This window comes from Labilibaculum sp. K2S (assembly GCF_030372765.1).
Lineage (GTDB): Bacteria > Bacteroidota > Bacteroidia > Bacteroidales > Marinifilaceae > Labilibaculum.
The window spans coordinates 12,945-34,971 of the sequence record NZ_JAUCMW010000019.1 but is presented as its reverse complement, the minus strand read 5'-3'; the positions used below and the strand labels follow the sequence as shown (position 1 = coordinate 34,971).

At 36.6% G+C, this 22,027-nt stretch carries 11 protein-coding genes; 5 read left to right on the top strand and 6 right to left on the bottom strand.

Annotated features, from left to right (window positions below; genetic code table 11):
- Positions 1-5: 5 nt before the first annotated feature.
- The 4 genes from QUH73_RS16890 to QUH73_RS16875 all read right to left on the bottom strand — a co-directional run bounded on the left by QUH73_RS16890 (position 6) and on the right by QUH73_RS16875 (position 8,623).
- Complete coding sequence (locus tag QUH73_RS16890) at positions 6-1,595, bottom strand: RagB/SusD family nutrient uptake outer membrane protein (protein ID WP_289531615.1); 1,590 nt, start codon at positions 1,593-1,595, stop codon at positions 6-8.
- Positions 1,596-1,755: 160 nt separating this feature from the next.
- Positions 1,756-4,698, bottom strand: coding sequence for a SusC/RagA family TonB-linked outer membrane protein (locus tag QUH73_RS16885; RefSeq protein WP_289531614.1), 2,943 nt, complete (start codon positions 4,696-4,698; stop codon positions 1,756-1,758).
- 311 nt (positions 4,699-5,009) lie between these two features.
- Entirely contained in the window at positions 5,010-7,397 is a 2,388-nt protein-coding gene (locus QUH73_RS16880) for a glycoside hydrolase family 2 protein (protein WP_289531613.1), read from the bottom strand.
- A gap of 29 nt (positions 7,398-7,426) precedes the next feature.
- A complete protein-coding gene (locus QUH73_RS16875) occupies positions 7,427-8,623 on the bottom strand; it encodes a glycoside hydrolase family 53 protein (protein WP_289531612.1) in 1,197 nt (398 codons plus the stop codon).
- Between the two features lie 492 nt (positions 8,624-9,115).
- On the opposite strand from QUH73_RS16875, the gene QUH73_RS16870 reads away from it, so the two are divergent.
- Positions 9,116-13,105, top strand: coding sequence for a two-component regulator propeller domain-containing protein (locus QUH73_RS16870; protein WP_289531611.1), 3,990 nt, complete (start codon positions 9,116-9,118; stop codon positions 13,103-13,105).
- A 121-nt stretch (positions 13,106-13,226) separates the two neighbouring features.
- Here the strand turns inward: QUH73_RS16870 and QUH73_RS16865 are convergent, their stop codons facing one another.
- Both QUH73_RS16865 and QUH73_RS16860 read right to left on the bottom strand, forming a co-directional pair.
- Complete coding sequence (locus QUH73_RS16865) at positions 13,227-13,865, bottom strand: carbohydrate-binding family 9-like protein (protein WP_289531610.1); 639 nt, start codon at positions 13,863-13,865, stop codon at positions 13,227-13,229.
- Between the two features lie 166 nt (positions 13,866-14,031).
- A complete protein-coding gene (locus QUH73_RS16860; protein WP_289531609.1) occupies positions 14,032-15,057 on the bottom strand; it encodes a LacI family DNA-binding transcriptional regulator in 1,026 nt (341 codons plus the stop codon).
- Positions 15,058-15,517: 460 nt separating this feature from the next.
- Between QUH73_RS16860 and QUH73_RS16855 the strand changes: the two genes are divergently transcribed.
- The 4 genes from QUH73_RS16855 (at position 15,518) to QUH73_RS16840 (ending at position 22,026) form a co-directional block, all read left to right on the top strand.
- A complete protein-coding gene (locus tag QUH73_RS16855) occupies positions 15,518-18,640 on the top strand; it encodes a SusC/RagA family TonB-linked outer membrane protein (protein WP_289531608.1) in 3,123 nt (1,040 codons plus the stop codon).
- Positions 18,641-18,650: 10 nt separating this feature from the next.
- Positions 18,651-20,039: a RagB/SusD family nutrient uptake outer membrane protein gene (locus QUH73_RS16850; protein WP_289531607.1), complete on the top strand. Its 1,389-nt coding sequence runs from the start codon at positions 18,651-18,653 to the stop codon at positions 20,037-20,039.
- A 49-nt stretch (positions 20,040-20,088) separates the two neighbouring features.
- Positions 20,089-20,676 (top strand): fasciclin domain-containing protein, encoded by a 588-nt coding sequence (locus QUH73_RS16845; protein WP_289531606.1) that lies wholly within the window; start codon positions 20,089-20,091, stop codon positions 20,674-20,676.
- A gap of 576 nt (positions 20,677-21,252) precedes the next feature.
- A complete protein-coding gene (locus QUH73_RS16840) occupies positions 21,253-22,026 on the top strand; it encodes a glucosamine-6-phosphate deaminase (RefSeq protein ID WP_156196663.1) in 774 nt (257 codons plus the stop codon).
- Position 22,027 lies beyond the last annotated feature (1 nt).

The following is a 22,027-nucleotide window of genomic DNA, read 5'->3' as shown; positions in this document are numbered from 1 at the left end:
GTTTTTTAATAATCACCGTTAGATAAATTTGGGTTGGCAGAAAGCTCGGCACTTGGAATTGGATAGATATTGTACTTATTATCCACAGCCTTTCCATCTTTAACGCCACCTTTCCATTGCCAGATGTATTTACTGCTGGTAAAACATCCAAAACGCACCAAATCAGTTCTGCGAACACACTCCCAATAAAGCTCTCTGGCTCGTTCATCAAGGAAAAATTTGTAAGGAATACCGTCGGTAGTTGCAATCAATTCACTTTCGCTCACTATAGCTGCATTTCTGTGACTTCTTACATCATTTACATAGCTTAATGCAGTCGTTATATTCGTCCCTGAACGAACCGCTGACTCGGCATACATCAAATATGCGTCAGCCAAACGAAACATTGGGAAATCGGTGTTTACTCCATCGCTGGTAGTATTGGTCGCCGGCTCTCCTGCATCGGTTAAATTGCTCCATTTTTGAACAAAGTAACCTCCGGTTCTATCGTCTATGCCATTATCCATGTACTGATTTTGTCCTTCGGTATAAAACATGGCTCTGTTGTCATTCTCCAGATCAAAAAGTGCAGGAACTTCGCCCCTGATGCGGAACATACTCCAGGCAAGCATACAACCTACCTCTGAAGCCGCTGCACCATAGTCCGTATCCACTTCCCCGCAAACCAAATAAGTAGTGGCTCCCCATGACAATACACTTGTTCCATCAACAACCAAGGGGAAAATTATTTCATTACCTCTCCCCACACGCAAATGATTATCAGCATTAAACAATTTGCCATAATCAGATTCCAAAGCATAACCTTCATCAATCACCTTTTGGCTGTAAATCATACAAGAATCGTTTTTTACTCCGGCATCATATACTTCGGCATTCAGGTACAATCTTGATAACAACATCCAGGCGGCTGCCCGGGGAGCATGTCCATATTCACACGCATCTACATCAAGCATGCCTTCGCTGCAATCTTTTAATTCGGTAACCAAAAAATTAAATAACTTAGCTGCCTTTATCTCTTCAGGCAATTTAGAACTGCCAATTACCGATTCATCGGCAAAAGGAACATCATGAAACAAATCCATTGCATGAGAGTAAGCCATAGCCCGAAGAAATCTTGCTTCTTCGCGGTATGATTTAATTTCCGCCTGCTCCTCTTCGGTGAAAGCCGAAATTTTACTATCTGTAGCATTCTTCAGGAACTCATTGCAAAGTGATATTGAATAATAACATCTGTAATACATATCGGCCACCCAAGGATCATTGGCATCCCAGCTTAAAAAGCTTACATCACCAATATTATCCCCTTCTATCCAGGTTGAGCCCAGTTCATCTGTTCCAGCCTCCTGTACATTAAAATAACAACGCATATAATCGTAGCCATTATTACTGCTAAGATCTGCATCACCCCCTCCTTTTTCCTGACCGGCCGTAACAAATGAAGAATAACATTTAGCCAGTGCCGAAATATAATTAGCCGGATCCGAATAAACCGTTTTTGAGGTTTCTTCAACATTCGGATATTGATTTAATTCATCCGTGCAAGCGGTATGAAGTAAAACAACGGTTACCAAGAATATATTGATTAACTTTTTCATATGATTATAATTTGTTTTTTTTTTGCCATATGGAACTTACCCTGCTGGGATAATTATCCCCCTGTATGTCAAAAGCGCTTTGGCATGGACGTTTCATAATTTTAGTCTCAATTTTTCAGTGTGTTTAAAATTGTTTACTACTTTCACCTTAGGGCTTACTTTAAAAATCGATGCCTAAGCTTAGAGAAAAGATTCTCGGACGAGGATAGAAAGACTGATCTATTCCACCTGAAATCTCCGGATCGACACCTGAATATTTGGTGATGGTGAATACATTTTGAACCATTGCGGTCATGTTCAGATTAAACAAATCCTTTATCCTGCCAAAATTATATCCTAAGGAAATATTATCCATCTTAATAAAAGACGCATTTTCCACATAGTAATCGGATAAATACTGACGACTTTGGAAACCTGTATCTAAATAGCTTTTATGAAGATTATTTAACTGAGACGAATTATACGACATGGTTCCATATGCCCCTGCATTCATTGACAATCCGTTGTATACATAATTATTAATACTAGAACGAAGACTTGTGCTCAGATTCCATTTTTTATAGCGCAGAGATGTACTAAAACCTAAAATATAATCAGGCGATGGTGAGTGATAACGGTATAAATCACTCGAATTAATAGTTCCATCATTGTTTAAATCGGCATAGGCACCTTCAATTGGCTTTCCTGTTTCGTCGTACAACTGATGGTATACGTAAAACATATTTGGCGCATAACCTTCGGTTAACACCTGAAAATAGTAGCTGTCGATAGTTGATCCTACCGAAGTGTTCGAAATCTGTGATCCGGGTATTATGGACAAATTTTTAATAGTTTGCTTTTGCCAGCTGGCATTAAAACTAAAATCCCAGATCCAATCTTTGTTATCTACAGGAGTAACATTAATCGATAGCTCAACACCTTTACTATCCACATTGCCCACATTAGTCAATATTCTTTTATCGAAATTAGTCCCTGCAGGCGAAGGAACTGTGGCTAACAAATCTTCTGTTTTACGTGTATAATATTCCACAGATCCTGATAAACGATTGTTAAAGAATCCAAAATCAACTCCATAGTTATAAGCTTTTGTCAACTCCCATTTTAAATCGGACACATAGGCTTCAGGACGATAAGTATTAACAGTAGAATTTCCAAAAATATACTGAGCGCCATTCTGACTAATGGTATAAACAGGCAGATAGCTGTAGTTACCAATTCCTTCCTGTTGTCCGGTGATACCAAAGCTGGTTCTCAATTTTAAATTGCTCAAAAAATCGATTCCATCCAGAAAAGATTCTTCGGATAATCGCCAGGCCAATGCAACAGATGGGAAAGTTCCCCAACGGTTATCACTGCTAAAGCGGGAAGTTCCGTCCTGACGAACAGTAGCCGTTAACATGTATTTGTCCTGTAAAGAATAGTTTACTCTTCCGTAGTAAGAAATTAAAGCATGACGCTGATCATCGGCAGCCACCGAACTTTGCGATACCCCAAGGGTATTCGTTTCCTCATAAGCATTCGTGGTACTCTTCCAAGTCTGATAATCGTACCCCAATGTTACATCAACCCTACTTTGTATGCTTTCAAATTCTTTTTTATAGTTCAGGTAGGTCGTTATTAATTTGTTCTCCTTTTTTTGAGGTCCATACGTATAATCACGTCCGTCTGTCACAAAATATTGTGCTGCATCAGCAGGAACATATATTTCTCCTTCGCCTTTTGCATAATCGTAACCTAAAGTTGCATGCAACCTAAGATCAGGAAGAAAATGAACTTTATAATCCATATCCAGATTTCCAATTACACGGCTCACCTCACTGGTTGATGAATACTGCTTTAATACGCCTAATGGATTTAATACTGCTCCCGTTACCGGTTTTCCGTTTTCGTCAATGGCCTCATTATAGCCTCCAAATCCAGAATTTCCTGAGTAAACAGGAATGGTAGGATTGTAGGTAGAAGCGCCCCATATGGCATCTGTATTGGCAAAACTATTTTTATTATATGATCCTTTTAAACCAACATTCACTTTTAAGTGATCCTCAAAAAAAGATGGTGAAACTGAAAGGTTTCCTGTGGTTCTTTGTGCATTATCCGTTTTTAAAATACCATCCTGATCGTAGTAACCTGCCGAAAAACGATAAGGAACATTTGCCAAAGCACCTGACAAACTCACATTGCTATCGGTTCCATATGCAAGCTGAAATATCTGGTCATTCCAATCCGTCTCATGAGATCCCAACAGTGCCTTTTGCGCATCGCTGCCCTCACCCTGAACGACATCACGAAATTCATTTGTTGATAACATATCAGCCAGTTTGGATTTAATTTGCAATGAATTGGTTGAGTTAAAATTAACTCTGATCTTATCTTTAGAACCTTTTTTAGTTGTGATAATGATTACCCCATTTGATGCCCTGGAACCATAAATGGCTGTTGATGATGCATCTTTCAATACGGTCATACTCTCGATATCATTAGGGTTAATCAGACTTAAAAAGTTATTGCTATTCCCGCTGATACCGCCTGCTTCAAGAGGAACACCGTCCAAAACAATTAAAGGATCGTTGCTGGCATTCAAAGAAGCTCCGCCACGAATACGAATAGAACTACCCGATGTTGGAGAACCACTACCTGAGAGAATCTGCACGCCGGAAACCTTTCCGTTGATTAACTGAGCAGGAGAACTTACAATGCCTTGATTAAAATCCTTAGACGAAACATTCGACACAGCCCCGGTCAAATCGCCTTTCTTTTGCTGACCGTAACCAATAACAACCACTTCATCCATATTCACTACATCAGATTGCAGCTTTATATTGTAATTAGCCCCGGGGCTGACCATTACTTCCTGACTTAAGTAGCCAATAAATGAAAATACCAACACCTCCGATTGGTTAGCCTCAATGGTAAAAGTACCATCGAACATGGTAACACTTCCCCTTTGAGTGCCTTTCACTATCACTGTCGTTCCAGGAACAGGCTCATTCGTTTTGGCGTCTACAACCAAACCATTGATTTGAGTTTGTTGAGCGAAAGCACCCAGTCCACAACATAAAAACAGAATGATTGAAACAAAACGTAGTTTAAAACTATTCTCCATGTCTTATTTTTATTAAAAAATTAACGAACTATTTGTTATGAAAACCTTTGCATAAACAAGGAAATTACCAATCCTCATCATGCTGTTTTCTGTATAAAATCATTTTACTCTGGTGGCCCACTTAAATGGTATTCACAATTACTTGTTATCCATTTGCAAGTTTACCATTGGGTCAGCTTTAGGGATATGCTGTTCTGCATATCTTAAATTCGTGTTTTTTCATAGATTTTGATTTTAAGAATTACTATTTTATTATTTGAAATACCGCAGAAGGTTTGCATGCTATGCCTTCTGCGATATCTAATAAATTACTATTCTACATGTATTTCTAAAGTACCTTCCTGTAAACCATCCGAAACAGCTTTTAATTTAATATCTCCGGCCAGCTCTCCAGCCTTCAGCAAAACAGTTGCTATTCCGGCTTCGGCATTCATAGGATTAGAACCAATAATCTCTGCTCCTCCATCAACAAAAAATTGAACACTGTTTTCTGCCAAAGGAAGTATGTTGCCTTCTTTATCGACTACCGCTGCATATGCAAACACAAGGTCATTACACCCACTTGCTAATTTTTTACCACTCTCATCAATCCATAATTTCAAAACCGCAGCTTCGCCCGGGGTTTTCTGAACAGCTTCTGATACCACTTTGCCATCCACATATCCCTTTGCAACAAGTTCGCCTGGAGTAAATGAGGTTAACTGAAATGAAAACGGAGGATGCGCTAAATGAGTACTGTTTTTATCCTGATCAGGCTTTTGTTTTCCTGCACTTTTGCCATTCACCCATAACTCCACTTCTTCGCAATTGCTGTAAACCTTCACGTTTAAAAAGGATGGATCATTGTAATAATTGGCAATAGCGACCATTGGTTCGGCAAATTGTTTCAATTTTGATTCTCCGATATTTGCCTGACTTTTGTAAAAATAATAGGCGAATTTAGGCAGACGGAAAATATCCATGATTCCAGAAGATTCAAGATCCGGTGCATAGCCACGGTTGTAATCGAACATCAGCCAGTTGGCATCACCTATCGCTTTTCCCTGAAGATTACTGTTGTGAGCCTCCTGATAATTCAAGGCTTGCTGCGCCAATCGTTTTTGTCCAAAACCTCTTAACTGTCTGGAATTACGCTCCTCATCAGACAAATCCTGAAAGGCTTTTTGATTGAAACCGGCATTTTGGGCATAGTATTCCCAATCGCCATATTCAGCAATAAAAAACGGTTTGTCTTTTTCATACTTATTCCAATAATAGGGAGGCTTAGCATGTTGACGGGCGGGATTAAAAACATCGTAAGCAAAATCTTTCCACCCACAGGTATACACATCAGTTTCAGGATATTCTTCATGAACGGCCTCATGTGATTTCTCCATAAAATCCTGACTCATTGCTGATTCATTCAAGGAAGATTCCCACATGATTACGGAAGGGTGATTCCGATCAACCCGAACCATTTTACGTACGTCCTGAACTGCATTTTTCTGAAACTCCTCATCCCCAAAAAACTGCCAGCCAGGAATTGCATCCATCACTAATATTCCTAATTCGTCGCAGGCATTTAAGAAAGCCTGACTTTGAGGATAATGCGACAAGCGGACAATATTGAAACCTGCCCTTTTAATTTTCCAGGCATCTCTGTAATTGGCATTGTCTGAAATAGCATATCCCACATATGGATATTCCTGATGACGATTGGTTCCCCTCAAGTACAAAGGATTTCCATTTATTGCAAACCCCTCTTGTGCAGTGATGCTAAATGTTCTGATTCCTATTTTTACATCCTTGGTCTCCAACTCCTTTCCCTTCAATAATACTTTAATTCTGAGAGTATAAAGAGACGGAGAATCAGGCGACCAAAGTTTTGGTTGCTTCACTTCTATATCCGTGTTTACTTTTGCTGTAGAATTGGCTTTTAGCACTTGTTTTTGAGAGGAACTCACTATTACAGCTTCACTCTCATCAATTAATTCCAACTGAACTTCCACTTCCTTCTCGGTGGTTAAATCGTTTTTCATATCCACCTGAACATGAACCTTAGCCGAGTCTTCACCAACATTACTATAAGTTACAAATACACCTCCTGCAGCAATGTGATTCACCTCCATCTCGTTCGATATGTGCAAAGGATCTTTTACATCCAACCAAACATTGCGGTAAATGCCGCTATAGGTATTGAAGTCAAGTACTTTTAACGATTTCCCTGGCGGAACGACAGGATTATCTTCATTATTCAGTTTTACAAGGAGGCAATTATCAGCTCCAAATTCAACATCTTTTGTAATATCCACATAAAAAGGAAGGTAACCTCCAAGATTGGTATAAAGTAGCTTACCATTCAGAAATACCTCTGCAACCTGCATAGCTCCTTCAAAATACAATCCCAAATGCCTCTCTGATAAATCTTTGGAAAGCGAAAAATATTTGCGGTAAAAACAGGTTCCCTGCCACTGATCACCTTTAATTACCAGAGGTTCTATATTGGCAGTATGAGGCAAAGAAACTTTCTCCCATGAAAAATCCTTGTCTTTACGATTCATCAATTCATCAACTGATTTGTTTACATCTTTAACAAACTCCCATCCCTTATTAAAAGAATTTCTTCCTTTCACATACTCTACCTTGTTTGTATTACCACACGACAAAAGCCCCGCACAAAGAACCAATACAAAAAATATTTTCAACTTAAATTTCATCATTACCTTCAAATCTTATCCAATACTGTTATTTATTTCTTTTTGTTATCATACAACATATAATCAATTCCTTTTGTAAGATTTCCCAACGAATCGAAAAACGTCGCATTATCCCATGCGGAACCTTTTCCCCAAAGATCTTTCATATCAGAAGAAACCCACGCCGGTTCCCAATACATAACTCCTTTTGCTCCGGCATCCATCATATTTTTAGTCAAATCGATCAGAAACGAACGTTGCCCTTCTACACTAATCGGATATCCTTCCACAACACTTTCTACTCCAAAAATATTGGTGTAGGTATCATTATCTTTAAGAGTATATGGATAAGCTGTTTCAAGAATCATCACATCCTTACCAATATCAGTACGTAGCTTTTTAACCACATTAGGCAATTCCGAAAAGGAAACCTCAGTGTGCCAATGTGGATAGTACGAAAATCCAGCCACATCAAAATCGGTAACACCTGCTTTATTCATAATTCCTTTGTACCAAAAATCCAGGTTCTTTGGATCAGCTACATGAAGGGCAATAATGGTTGACTTTCCTGTTTTGGCATCAATATCTCTTACTGCCCGTATTCCTGCATTTAATACTTTTCCCAGACTAGTCCAATTATCATCACAAATGGATAGTTTTGGAAAATCCTTATTCGTGTCGGTATGCATTAATCCGCAATTGGTTTCATTGCCTATCTGTACCATTTCCGGCAACAAATTATCTTTACTTAACTCGTTTAAAACATGATAGGTATATTGGTAAACAGAATCGGCAAGCACATTAATATCCGTAATATTCTCCCAGGCCTTAGGTACAGTCTGATGTGCTGGATCTGCCCATGTATCGGAATAATGGAAATCAAGATTGACAGCCATGCCTTGTGCTTTTGATCTGCGAATGGATTTTTTCACATCATCAAAACCACTATACAAAGAGCTGTTCTCTCCGTAAACCTGGTAAATCCAATCCGGGTTATTCCAAATTCTGAGTCTCACCATATTGGCTCCATGATCACTAAATATTGAATAAACATCTTTTACTTTTCCCTCTTCCTTATATGTACCACCAAAATCTTCAACTTGATTTACATAGGAAAGATCTACTCCCATAACAAACTCATGAATTGATTTTAAAGAAGAATCAGAGTCTTTACTTTTGGCAGCGCAAGATTGATTTAATAGTAAAATTAAAAAGAGTGCAAAGCTTTGCTTTATTACATTCATGGTCATATTCGATATTTTTTTAACATTTGAAATTGCCTTCACAAATAGCTGCAATAAAAGTAAGCAAGTATTAAATCCACCACTTTGTTAAGACATACCAATTGTTGTTCAAATCTTACTTTTTTGTATAAAACACCTAAAAATATTACGGCCAATTATTTAATAAAGACTTTACGATTAGTTCATTTCTTACCAAAACTTGCAGGTATCATACACGATAGCCACACTTGGTAAAATTTCAATATATTTACGATTAACTTCTATCTCAATAGATCATGAGATATTAGATTGATTTACAGTATGCTTATTTTCAAAAATTTACATTGAGATATTCAATAAACCACCACAAAAATCAAGTATTTACAAAAGCTTAACAAACTATTGTATGTAATTGATAACAGAAATTAAATTTGCGGTAAGCATTCAGTTTATTTTTGATCAATACAAATGGTAAATTATATTCCAAATAAAAAAGAGCCTAAAACACGGATACAATCCATGCTATTAAAACTAATAGCTGTATTTCTTTATGTGCTGCAATTTATGCCTGTTTATGCAATAGAAGCCCCTTCTTTGTATTTTAATAATTTAAGACAGGAAGACGGACTCCCATCAAATATCACAAGTTCGGTAGTTCAGGATCAAAAAGGATTTATTTGGATCGGGACAGCAAACGGAGTGTGCAGGTACGATGGCTTTTCTACTATTGTATTTAAAAATGAAGGTTCTTTAAATTCCTTACCTACCAACAATATTAGTTCTTTACTTATGGACGGAGATACGCTATGGGTTGGAACCTGGAAAGGTTTGTGTAAAATAAATACCAAAACCCTGGAAATAAAAAGAGTGAATCTGGGACCAGAGGTCACCATTCGCTGTCTTTATAAATCGATGGATAACAAAATTTGGATTGGGACTTCAAATGGACTTTTAGCTTACAGTAAAGAACTAAATAAGTTCGATTTTTTTACTAGTACCAACAGCGAATTAAGTCATTCTACAATACGATGTTTTTATGAAACAAAAGACGGTTCCTTATGGATTGGAACCTATAATCAACTGAACCGATTCAAAGATGGGAAATTTAAAGCCTTTAATTTAAAAGGGGATTATAAACCCTACTTAAAAAATAATCTGATCCTGGATATTTGTCCCTTCTCGGAAACGAACGATTCGATCCTTTATATTGGAACAGAAACCGGACTCGCCATTTTTAACACAAAGAGTTTTAAACACCAATTGTATAACAGCTCGAATACAACCATCAGTAATGAAGTTGTTAAATGTATCCATACGGATGAAGATAAGTTATGGCTAGGAACAGATTTTGGTTTGTCAATATTCGACATGAATCTGAAATGTATTAATACCTACTTCCACAATCCCATCATCAATCATAGTATTACCAACAATGTTGTGTGGGATATTTTTCGCGACAGCAACAATACATTATGGTTTTTAACATCCAATGGCATAAGCCTCATCAATAAAGAAAATCCTTTTTTCAAACTTCATGAAGAGTTCTATTCTGTAAACAATCAAAAAGCTGGAAATCAGATCCGGGATATACTTGTAACAAAAGATGAAACCATGTATATGGCAACCATTCACGGAGTAATTGTCCATAATCCCAACAGCAATAAAAAGACTTATTTTACTGCCAACAGCAAGGACGACCATAAATTATTACTCGATAATGCCTATGCTCTGGCAGAAGGTCCTTATGGTCGTATTTGGATTGGTACAGCAGGAGGAATTAATGTATGGGATCCAAAGCTGCAAGTAATGAAATCCATTAGTGCGAACAAAAGTAATGGCTTAACCTCAAATTACATCAGCTCTTTTGCCATCACGAAAGATGGTTCGGTATGGGTAAATGCCTGGGAAGGTGGTATTTTTAAACTCACCGGAAATATCAAAACTCTTGAAGCGATCCATTTTACCAAGCTTGAAGATTCTGCTCCTGATTTTATTTATGCCTGCAGTGATAATATTTACTATAGCAAGGCGAATAAGTTGTGGACAATAAATAATAACACTTTAACAACTGAACAAGTTGGTGAAGTTAATAGCTATCTTGAAAATCGGTCCATCTCCTGCATGAACACATCAGAAAATGAATCGCTTTGGATAGCAACAGACAATCAATTGATCAACTACTCCCCAAAATTGGATAGTGTAGTTACCTATCCATTGAGCAATCCTGTGATCAGCGATCTCATAAGTATCGAAATAGATCAGAAAAATAATATCTGGATGGCCGGATTGACTTCAGTAATCAAATACGACAGCAACAATGGATCTGTACTTTCTATGCCTCTAAATCCGCATTACCCATTAAAGAACTTCTATTCTCAATGCAGTGCAATCTCAAAGTCAGGCCACGTGTATTTTGGTGGAGATAACGGTTACGTTGAAGCAAACACGAATATGAAAAATTTTCAACCGATTGATCCAAAATCTGTTATTTCCGGTATAAAAGTGGATAACGATCTGATTTCCTCGCGAAACCATTCAAAATTATTAGAAAAAGACATTGCTTACACCCATAAAATAAGCCTGAAATATTCGAACAATTCACTAACGTTTTTCTTCTCTACTTTAAACTATTGGCTGCCCACAAAAAGTCATTTCAGATACCGGTTAAACAATTTCGATACAGACTGGCACAGCACTCAAAATGTTAATTTTGCAGCCTATTCAAACCTAAAGCCGGGAAATTACAATTTAGAAGTAGAGGCCATCAATTATGCCGGAATTCAGAGCAAAACAACAACCAACTTAGCTGTTGTGATTCTACCGCCTTTATGGTTGAGCAATCCTTTTATAGCATTGTACCTGTTGCTGTGTATGGCAGCAGTTTATTCTATTTTTAAACTATACGCCAAAAGACAAAAATTAAACAATCAGTTGCGCATCGCCAATCTGGAAAAAAATCATTCGGAAGAGATCCTGAATACAAAACAACAATTTTTCACAAACATATCTCATGAATTCCGAACTCCGTTAAGTTTGATAACACCACCCATTCAACAGGTTCTAAAATCGGGTGCTCTGCGTGGAAAAAATCTTGAGATGCTGAAATTGGCTGAGAAAAACTCAAAACGTTTACTGACTCTCATCAACCAGATTTTAGATTTCAGAAAGTTGGAAAGTCAAACCATTCCACTACTTAAAAAACATGTAGAATTAACAAGTTTCTGCGAGGAAATATTTGATTCGTTTAAAGATATGGCCTCGCGAAACGAAGTAAATTACACATTAACCTGTGATATTGCACCAATCAATGTAATTCTTGATAAAGAAAAAATTGAAGCCATTCTATACAATTTGCTAATCAATGCGTTTAAACATACTCCACCCGAAGGACGCATCGAAATGTCGGTTACCATTGTAAACGATGAGAATCGGAACAAAATAAGAATATCGGTATCAGATACAGGATCGGGCATATCTGCTGACGATATGGAGAAAATTTTTGATAATTTTTACCAGTCTGCCAACAATCCAGCCGATCAACAGGGAACAGGAATTGGCTTGTCCATGGCAAAACAATATGCCGCCTTACATCAGGGAAACATATCAGTGAAAAGTGAAAACGGATTAGGAAGCACGTTTACATTTACGCTTCCGGTTGAAGAGGGAGAGCAGATCACAATAGAGCAAACACAGCAGGTTACCGCAAGTACCGAGGCTGTAATTCCGAAACTATTGCCCAAAAGCAAAGGCTTAAAGCAGATATTAATTGTTGATGATAATCCTGACATTCTTGATTACATTGAAATGAACCTGGAAACAGAATACATCATTCATAAAGCAAGCAATGGTAGTAAAGGCTACGATTTGGCTGTAGAAATTAAGCCGGAAATCATTATTTCGGATATTATGATGCCGGTAATGGATGGAATTGAAATGTGCAAAAAAATAAAACAAAATACCGCTACAAAACAGATTCCCCTAATCCTGCTAACAGCAAAAACTCTCGACGTACAAAAAACCGAAGGTGTTGAAGTGGGTGCCAATATGTACATTACCAAACCATTCGATATCAATTACCTGAAAGCCTGCATCAACAATCTTTTAAGCCGGAAAGAACAACTGCATGATTTTATCAAAAAAGAATTGTTGATTCATCCACGTGAAGAAAATAATCCGAACAGAAATCAAGATGAACAATTTTTGAAAAAGGTAATGGAATTTATCTCTGAGAACATTAGTAATCCTGATTTATCCGTTGAAATGATCAGCTCAAAAATGAACCTTAGTTCCACGCATTTATACCGAAAACTAAAAGCCATAACCAACCAATCAACAAAAGACATATTAAAAAACTACAGGCTTCAAAAAGCAGCTCAAATGATCAAAAACAACGAGGGGAACATTACCGAAATCATGTATAGTGTTGGATTTATCAGCCTCTCCAGTTTTTCAAAAAGCTTTAAAAGCATTTTTGGTGTTTCACCTAGCGAATATGGAAAATTGGAATAAACCGAACAATTGACTTTCTTTTCAGCCCACGTTAAAAATAACAGCCTGAACCCGGAGATCAAATGTCAAAACAGCAACATTATTAATCATTCTTGGCTTCCCAAAAATCAAACACTCATTATTATAAAAATTCGATTCTGCCAAAGTGAGATTTCAGGTGAAAATCTGGTTTTTCAGCCTTAACCGGATTCCACGTGATAAAATGTGGTTGGCAAAGATCATCACCACATTTATAGAAATTAGCTGTTGCTTTTTTTCCAATCAAACCGTCAATATCATCAAATGAAAAAACATTCAGAGGAAATTGTAATGATAATTGCCAGTTTATAAGTGGCAATCCGTTTTTTATTGCTCTTTGCATTTTTGTATGCTCCTGAATTTGATTAATAATTGTGGATTTTAGCAATTGTCTGTTATTCCGGTCGCTCCCCCATGCTGCATGACATGTCCCCAAGCAATTGAACTCAAAATTATAATAGTTTTGTTCTCCCTCAAAAGCGATAAAAAATTCAACACAACTATCCTTACACACTTGAGCGTTGTGATTGGAATATCTGGCCAAAGTTTCAGTTTCCCAAATATCATATTGCAATAAAATAGTCTTATTATTGTGAGCTATTTTAAAACACACCATTGGCGCCGGATCTACTTTTCCCCATGAAAATCGATCAATCGGATTGTCTTCCAGTGATTTCATAACTTCAAAAAGATCTACTTCTCCATTCATTGAAGCAGATATGTTCGGGATTTTCAATTCCATTCCCAGTAATTTTAAAAAATACAAACGGATCTACTGATAATATGAAGTAAGCCTACAGGCAAACTCATCGTCACTTATATTTTAAAGTTAACTATGAAGCCTACTCTTGATTTGCCTCCTACCCTACCCATACTAATATTTCCTGATTTCAATTACAAGAAAAAAATCAAGATGTTCTGGTTGAATCCCGAATTACTAATTCTGTTTTTATAACAATAGTTTCCGACGCAATGACATGATCTTTTTCTTCTATTTGGCGGATAAGTAATTTTGCAGCCGTTTGCCCCATCTCAAATGCCTGATCATCAATTGTAGTCAAAGTTGGTTCAATAATTTTAGAGATTGGATAATTACTGAACCCGACAACTGCAATGTCATTGGGGACATGGAATCCTGCTTTGGCAAATACCTGAATCGAACTGATTGCCGTATAGTCATTAGCGCAGAAAATCCCGTCTGGTCGTATCTTCCCGGACAGCAACTTTTTTGCACATTCTACACCTTCGTCGTAACTAAGTTCTGTTGTATATTCTATTAAAGAATCATTAATTTCTAAATTGTACTTTGCTAAAGCAGCTTTATAGCCTTCCTTCCGTGCTTTAAAAATGTTCATAGACTGACATCCGGCAATATGAGCTATTTTCGTGCATCCCCTCAAAATTAAATGTTCTGTCGCTTTAAAAGCGGCCTCAAAATCATCAATAATAACTTTACTTGCTTCAAAATCATCTGAAACCCTGTCATAAAAAACCAACGGAACACTAAGTTCTCTAAATCGGGTAAAATGTTTACAGTCTTTAGTTTCAAGTCCTAAACAAATAATAATACCATCAACCATATTAGTTTGCAGGATGTTTGTAATTGAAACCTCCCGTTCAAGTGAATCCCTAGACTGATAGATTGTAACTGTATATCCTGATTTGTACGCAACCTCTTCAATACCACTAATCGCGAGGGAGTGAAAATGTATATCGATCCGAGGAACAATAACTCCAATTGAAGTCGTTTTATTCCTTCTGAGATTTGAAGCAACCGAATTTGGAAAATAACCAAGTTCTTTTGCAAGTTTCTTTACTTCACGCGTAGTTTTCTTACCAATACTTGGGTGATCGTGCAAGGCTCTAGAGATTGTAGAGACGGAAAAATTCATCCTTTTAGCAAGGTCTTTTATTGTAATTCTTGAAGTAGCCATATATACTTTTAAACAAACGTTTGTCTTATATCTAAAGGTTTACAACTATTTCATCATTCTTTACAAACAACTGTAAATAAACCAATTGATAATTTCAATAGTCTAAAATTAACTTATTAATTAGAATTATCAAAAAATAAATGACACAAATATTAAATATTTACACAAACGTTTGTTTGTTTTGAGATTTGTTTTATATTTGCTGTAAATGTAGTTGAATCAAAACATTAATTGGAAATAGAAATGCCAGTTGTTTTTTGAGGATGGATGGTTCTTTCTTACTACTAAGGCGTCTCAATCTGACAAAATTCGCCTAAGTGTTTCTCTCACATTTTGATTTGCTTGATTCTATCAATGCAGATCATTAAAAACATTTTAAAATAATACCTGGACAGTGATGTATGGTGCAATCTCTAGTCCAGGCAGTATCCAGTTTATTAATTTAACTAATTTCAAATCTATGAAAAAAAATTATTTATTGAATGTTTTTAAGCTGAAAAAGTTTTTTTCGGCAAAAAAAATGATTCTCTTATTGTTGGTACTGGTTATAAACAGTGCCTTTGCTGGTTCCCAACAAGCTTTGGTCACCGGTAAAATAACAGACCTGAATTCGGGCGCCCCATTGCCTGGGGTTAATATCATAATTAAAGGTACAACAAAAGGTGTATCCTCTAATTTTGACGGCACATATTCTATTGATGTTTCATCTCCTAAGGATGTTTTAGTTTTTTCTTTTCTGGGATATACAGCTCAGGAAATATCCGTTGGAAATAATAAGAATATCAACATTAAACTAGCGGAATCAACTCAGCAACTGGATGAAATGGTAGTGATTGGATATGGAGCCATGAAAAAAAGAAATTTAACCGGCTCAATTACTTCGATTAGCAGCAAAAGTCTTGAAAACACTCCAATAAAAGATGTTATGTCTGCATTACAAGGAAGAGCATCAGGAGTTCAGGTTGTGTCTAATTCCGGTGCTCCCGGAGATGGTATCACAGTTACAGTGCGTGGACAATCATCTTTGAATTCGGGAAATGATCCTTTGTATGTTATTGATGGAGTTGCTGTTGAAACAACGTCTCTCTCATTATTAAACGGATGGGACACTCATGGACTTAATCCATTAGCAGATATTAACCCAAATGATATTGAATCCATCGAAGTATTGAAAGATGGCGCGTCCACTTCTATCTATGGATCAAGAGCTGCCAATGGGGTTATTTTGATTACAACAAAACGTGGACATGAAGGAAAAGCTAATATAAAGGTAAATGTATTTACTGGATTGAGTAAAATCACCCGCAAATTGAGTGTTTTAAATGCATCTCAATGGAGGGAAATTATTATGGACACGTACAAAAACCTAGACGATTACAATAACAAAACAACGTATGCTGATGCACATTGGACTGCAATAGACTCATTAAACCCAATGAATAGTGGCGATGTAGACTGGCAAGATGTTATGTACCGTACCGCCAAACAAAAACAAATAGAACTTTCGGTTACAGGAGGAACGAAAAATGCCAAATATGCACTGAGCACTTCAGCTTTGGATCAAGATGGTATCTTTTTGGCTTCCAATTTTAAACGAATTACGTCCAGATTAAATGCTGATTTTACGGTATCAGACAAACTAAAAATAGGTTATAACCTTTCTTACGCTCACGCTGTAAACAATCGAATTAATGCTGGTGGAACAGGCAACAACAGCCTTGTTCAATCAATTTTAGTGAGACCTCCTGTTTATTCTCTTACCTATCCTAATGGCGATCCTATCAACTATTTCAATGGAAAAAGGAATCCTGTTGGACTTGCTAAAGAAGCAACACACCTGAATACAACCAATCGAGTTATAGGTAACCAATATTTGGAATACGAGATTATTAAGAACCTTAAGTTTAAAACAACCCTCAGTCTTGACTTTATTTCAATGAAAGAAGATCAGTTTTATCCTACAACCGTTGATTATCGTGCAGGATACAACAGTGGAGCTGTTAGGGCAACCAGCAATCAGACTTGGGCAAATGAGAATTACCTAACTTACGTTAAATCATTTAACAACGAACATAATTTCTCAGCTTTGGTTGGATATAGCCAGCAGGAATGGAAATTGGAAACTACAGGTTTAGATGGAATGTATTTTGCCAGCGATAATATTAGGACCTTAAATGGAGCAGGTACAATTTCAAACCAGGCTGTCAATACAACAGTAGAACATAGTTTAGCATCATATTTCGGGCGGTTAAGCTATGACTACAAAAGCAAATATCTGTTTCAGGCGAATTTAAGGGCTGATGGATCTTCCCGATTTGGGAAAAATAACCGTTTTGGATATTTCCCCTCAGCATCAGCCGCATGGCGTTTTTCCGATGAGTCTTTTATAAAAAACCTTTCATTTCTTAATGATGGTAAATTACGATTTAGTGCGGGACAAACTGGTAACGAAGCAATCGGTAATTATACATCTCAGGGAGAATTTGCCTTAAGTACAAATTACCTGGATAATTCGGGTGCTTCGCCGACAGTAATGCCAAACTCTGGTTTAACTTGGGAAACAACAACCCAATACGATGCCGGTATTGATCTTACTCTACTAAAAAACAGAATTATCTTTACTGGAGATGCATACCTTAAAAAAACATCCGATTTGCTGTTTGCAGTACCAATTCCTGAAACTACCGGTTTTGGTTATATCACACAAAACATTGGAGAAGTTCAAAACAAAGGACTTGAACTTTCATTAACAACCTACAACTTCACAGGAAAGTTTAAATGGAATTCCAGTTTTAATATCAGTTTCAACCGAAATAAAATTTTGAGTTTACCGGAAGAAGTTCTTACCAACGGATATATTCAGAATGGAACCTATCACATTCTTAAAGAAGGCGAATCTATCGGTACATTTTATGGCTGGAATTATTTGGGAGTCTACTCAAGGGATGAAGACAATGTAAACCACGTGAGAATGGGTTCTTCCAACGGAAAAGAGTTTAGAGGCGGAGATCCTATTTGGGACGATTTGAATGGAGATAACATCATTGATGACAATGACAAACAAATTATAGGCAATGCCCAGCCTAAGTTCACAGGTGGTTTTAATAACGATTTTTCATATAAAAATTTCTCTTTAAATGTTTTCTTCCAGTTTACTTATGGAAACGACATTTACAGCAACCTTAACATGATGAGAAATTGGGTATTCGCATACAATAATGTATCTACCGATGCCTTAAACAGATGGAAAGAACAAGGAGATGTTACTGATTACCCAAGACCAATTCGTCTTGACCCTTTGAAAAACGAATATCAACGAGTATCGAATCGTTGGATCGAAGACGGTTCTTTCCTAAGACTCAAAAATATAACCTTGGCATACAATGTTCCTGAGCAAATCTTAAATAAACTTAAAATAAGCGGATTAAAGTTTTACGTGACAGGTCAGAACCTGGTTACCTGGACTCATTATACAGGTTATGATCCGGAAGTTAGCTCTTACAGTGGCCTACGACTAGGTGTTGATGATGGTTCATACCCACAAAGTCGAACTTATATTTTTGGATTAAATGTTCAATTCTAATTTGTATAAAATGAAAATAAAATATTTCAAATCAACCATTATAGTTGCTCTTTTATTTTTCGCAATATCCTGTGATAATGATATTCTGGATAAAGCTCCGGTGAGCAGCTTCTCAGGCGAAGGTTTTTACCTTACAACAAGCGATGCCCAAGCTGGAATTTATGGAATTTATAATTCAACCCAAGGGGTATTTAGAACTAATTTTGCCTACTGGGGAGAAGGTCGGGCAGACAATGTTAAAACGGAGCAATCCGGTGAAGGATTAACATTGATTCAAAATAATTTAAATGAATCAGCAAGCTCAGCTAACTGGTCCTCTCTTTACACAATGATTAGTCGTGCAAATTATGCTGTTAAATACATTCCTAATGTATATGGAGAAGGCGATCCGGCAGGGAATCAACTAATTGGCCAGGCAAGAGCTTTAAGAGCACTAGCCTATTTCTACCTTGTTAAAGTTTGGGGGGATGTTCCTCTAATTACTGAACCCTATACATCAATCGAACAAGATATTTTTGTTACAAAAACCAATAAGGAAGCTGTACTTGACCAAATTGAGGAAGATCTTGTTTATGCTGTAAATAATTGTACTGAAAAGTATAACAATAATAATGATAGGATCATGATTAACAAGGGTTCTGCAAATGCTTTACTTACAAAAGTATACATGTGGCGTCATAAGTATACTGAAGCATTGGCAACTTCGGCTGTTGTTTTAAAAAATCCTCTGTATTCACTTGTGTCGACCATGGATGAATGGGGAAAGATTTTCACTGATGGATATTCAAAAGAAAGCATTTTTGAAGTGGGCTATAATGATGACCAAACAAACTCATTAAGGGTGCTTTATGCCATCGGATCTTATGCAATATTTACACCTTCTGAGAAATTTAAAGCATCCTATGAAACAGGTGATTTGCGCATTTCCTATGTGTATGATACCACGATTGCTGAACCTAAAGCAATTTGGAAATTCTTAGGCAAAGGAGTAAGCGATGAGGATGCTTCAAAATCACATCAGAATATTGTTCTAATCCGATTAGCTGATATCATGTTGCTCAGGGCCGAAGCTCTGAATCAATTAGGTGGAGCTGCTAATAAAGCTGAAGCCTTAAGTTTATTGAACACGATCAGAACAAGAGCGGGTTTACCTGCTTTTGAAACAGAAGAAACTGCTAGTACTCAATACGGAAACCTTGAATCAGCAATTCTACATGAAAGATCTATTGAACTTTGTTTTGAAGGTCAACGTTGGTTTGATCTCGTGAGAACCGGCAGAGCTATCTCTACGATGAATCCATTAAATGGTTTAAGTGAGGAATCTAACTTAGTTTGGCCCATTAGCACGACCGTTTTAAATAAAAATCCAAATATGGAGCAAAACGATTATTACAAATAGATCTTTATCTGACAAATAATATTTAAGAAGATTTTAAATAATAGATACAATGAAAAAAATTAAAATATTTTTCCAGGGGTTGCATCTTATTAAAATAATGATGTTAGCTAGTTTCTTTGTGCTAGCCTTAACCCAATGCGAAATTCAGCCAGACTTCACATATGAATACAACAATCCAGGGGGTAAATTGGAAATAGATGCATGGCAATTTATTCAGGAAACTGATGATTTATCTCTGATGGAAGATGCGATCACGCTTGCAGGATTGTCTGATTTGTATTCAGGCTCAGACCAAAAAACCTTTATCGTGCCCCGCAATAGTGCCTGGGAAAGTTATTTGAGCACCAACAGTTATGCCAGCATTGCTGATATCCCTGTTGCTATTCTCCAAAACACACTCAAATATCATATTGTGAAAGCAAGAGTTATCTTTTCAGATCCTGATCTTTTACTGAAAAACAACCCAATAGCTTATGATACAGAGAACGATCAAGTCATGTACCTGTCTCACAATAGTAACTTCATTGGAATTATTAATGAAGGAACAAGCAAGAGTTGGACAATCGTAACTTCAAATTTGGAGCCAACGAATGGTGTCATTCATGTTACAAAAGATGTGGTTTACCTGTTAGAATAGAATAACATTACGATTTTGTTTTATTAGACAATGAAACGTCCATGACAGGCAATTGTGACACACAGGAGCATAATTCTTGGTTCATAGTAAGTTCCATATGTCAACTAAAAGTAAATTATAATCATATGAAATCTCTACTCAATCAGTTATGATCAGAAAATGTTTCTGTTTATCCATCAATTAATTATCCAAGTAGGATTTGAGATAGATAAACAGAAACAATTAGAGAATTCATACATACTTAAATAATTCACAAACATGCCTCTATAGGTTACCGTGAGTGAATTATTATGGCAATATACTCCAACGGGCATGCTCGGTTAAGAGTGCATTACCACAAACTAAAAAGTGCTTTAAACCGCAAGTCTCAAACCTTATAATTCAGTTTTTGTTCTTTGAAATCTTATGGCCTTATATCGGGATAATTATGATTTTTTGAAGTGAAAATTAGCAGAACAGTTTCAATAAATCCAGGTCATATAGATTTCAAAGGGCAATTATTGGAATTTAGAAGAAAGGGTTCCTTCGGATACGAGGATGCGATATTAATTTATTAATTAAGAATACAAATAATAGATGAAAATTAAATATTCCCAGAAAATGGATGTGAATGTTTTTCCTACACGAGAGATAATGGGACGAAAGGCTGGTGCTGATGTGGAAAAACAAATAATTCAATTGCTAAAGGAAAAAGAAACAATAAGAATGGTATTTGCTGCCGCCCCGTCTCAAAATGAATTGTTGAATTTCCTTGTCGGTTCACAAAAGATTAATTGGAATCGAATTACTGCTTTTCATATGGATGAATACATTGGATTAGATGAAAAAGAACCACATTCTTTTTCTTCTTATTTAAATGAACATTTGTTTGAAAAGGTTAATTTTAAGAACGTTAACTTAATTAATGGAAAATCCTCTGTTGCTGAGGAAATTGCACGATATTCTTCTCTGATAACAGAAGCACCAATTGATATTGTATGTTTGGGCATTGGTGAAAACGGACACATTGCTTTCAATGATCCGCCTGTGGCTGATTTTGAAGATAAGGAAATTGTAAAACTTGTTGAATTGGATGAAGATTGTCGTATTCAGCAGGTAAATGAAGGGTGTTTTAACACATTTGATGATGTGCCCAGAGAGGCATTTACAGTAACAATTCCGGTGCTGATGAAAGCCGATTTTCTTTTCTGTATTGTACCTGGAATCAGTAAACAAAAGGCTGTGTATAATACATTGAACGGCGCTATAAGTACGAAATGTCCTGCATCAATACTTCAAAAACATCCAAATTGTAAGTTTTATTTTGACGAAAACGCATATGCTTATTCGCCACCTAAATCAACAAAATAGT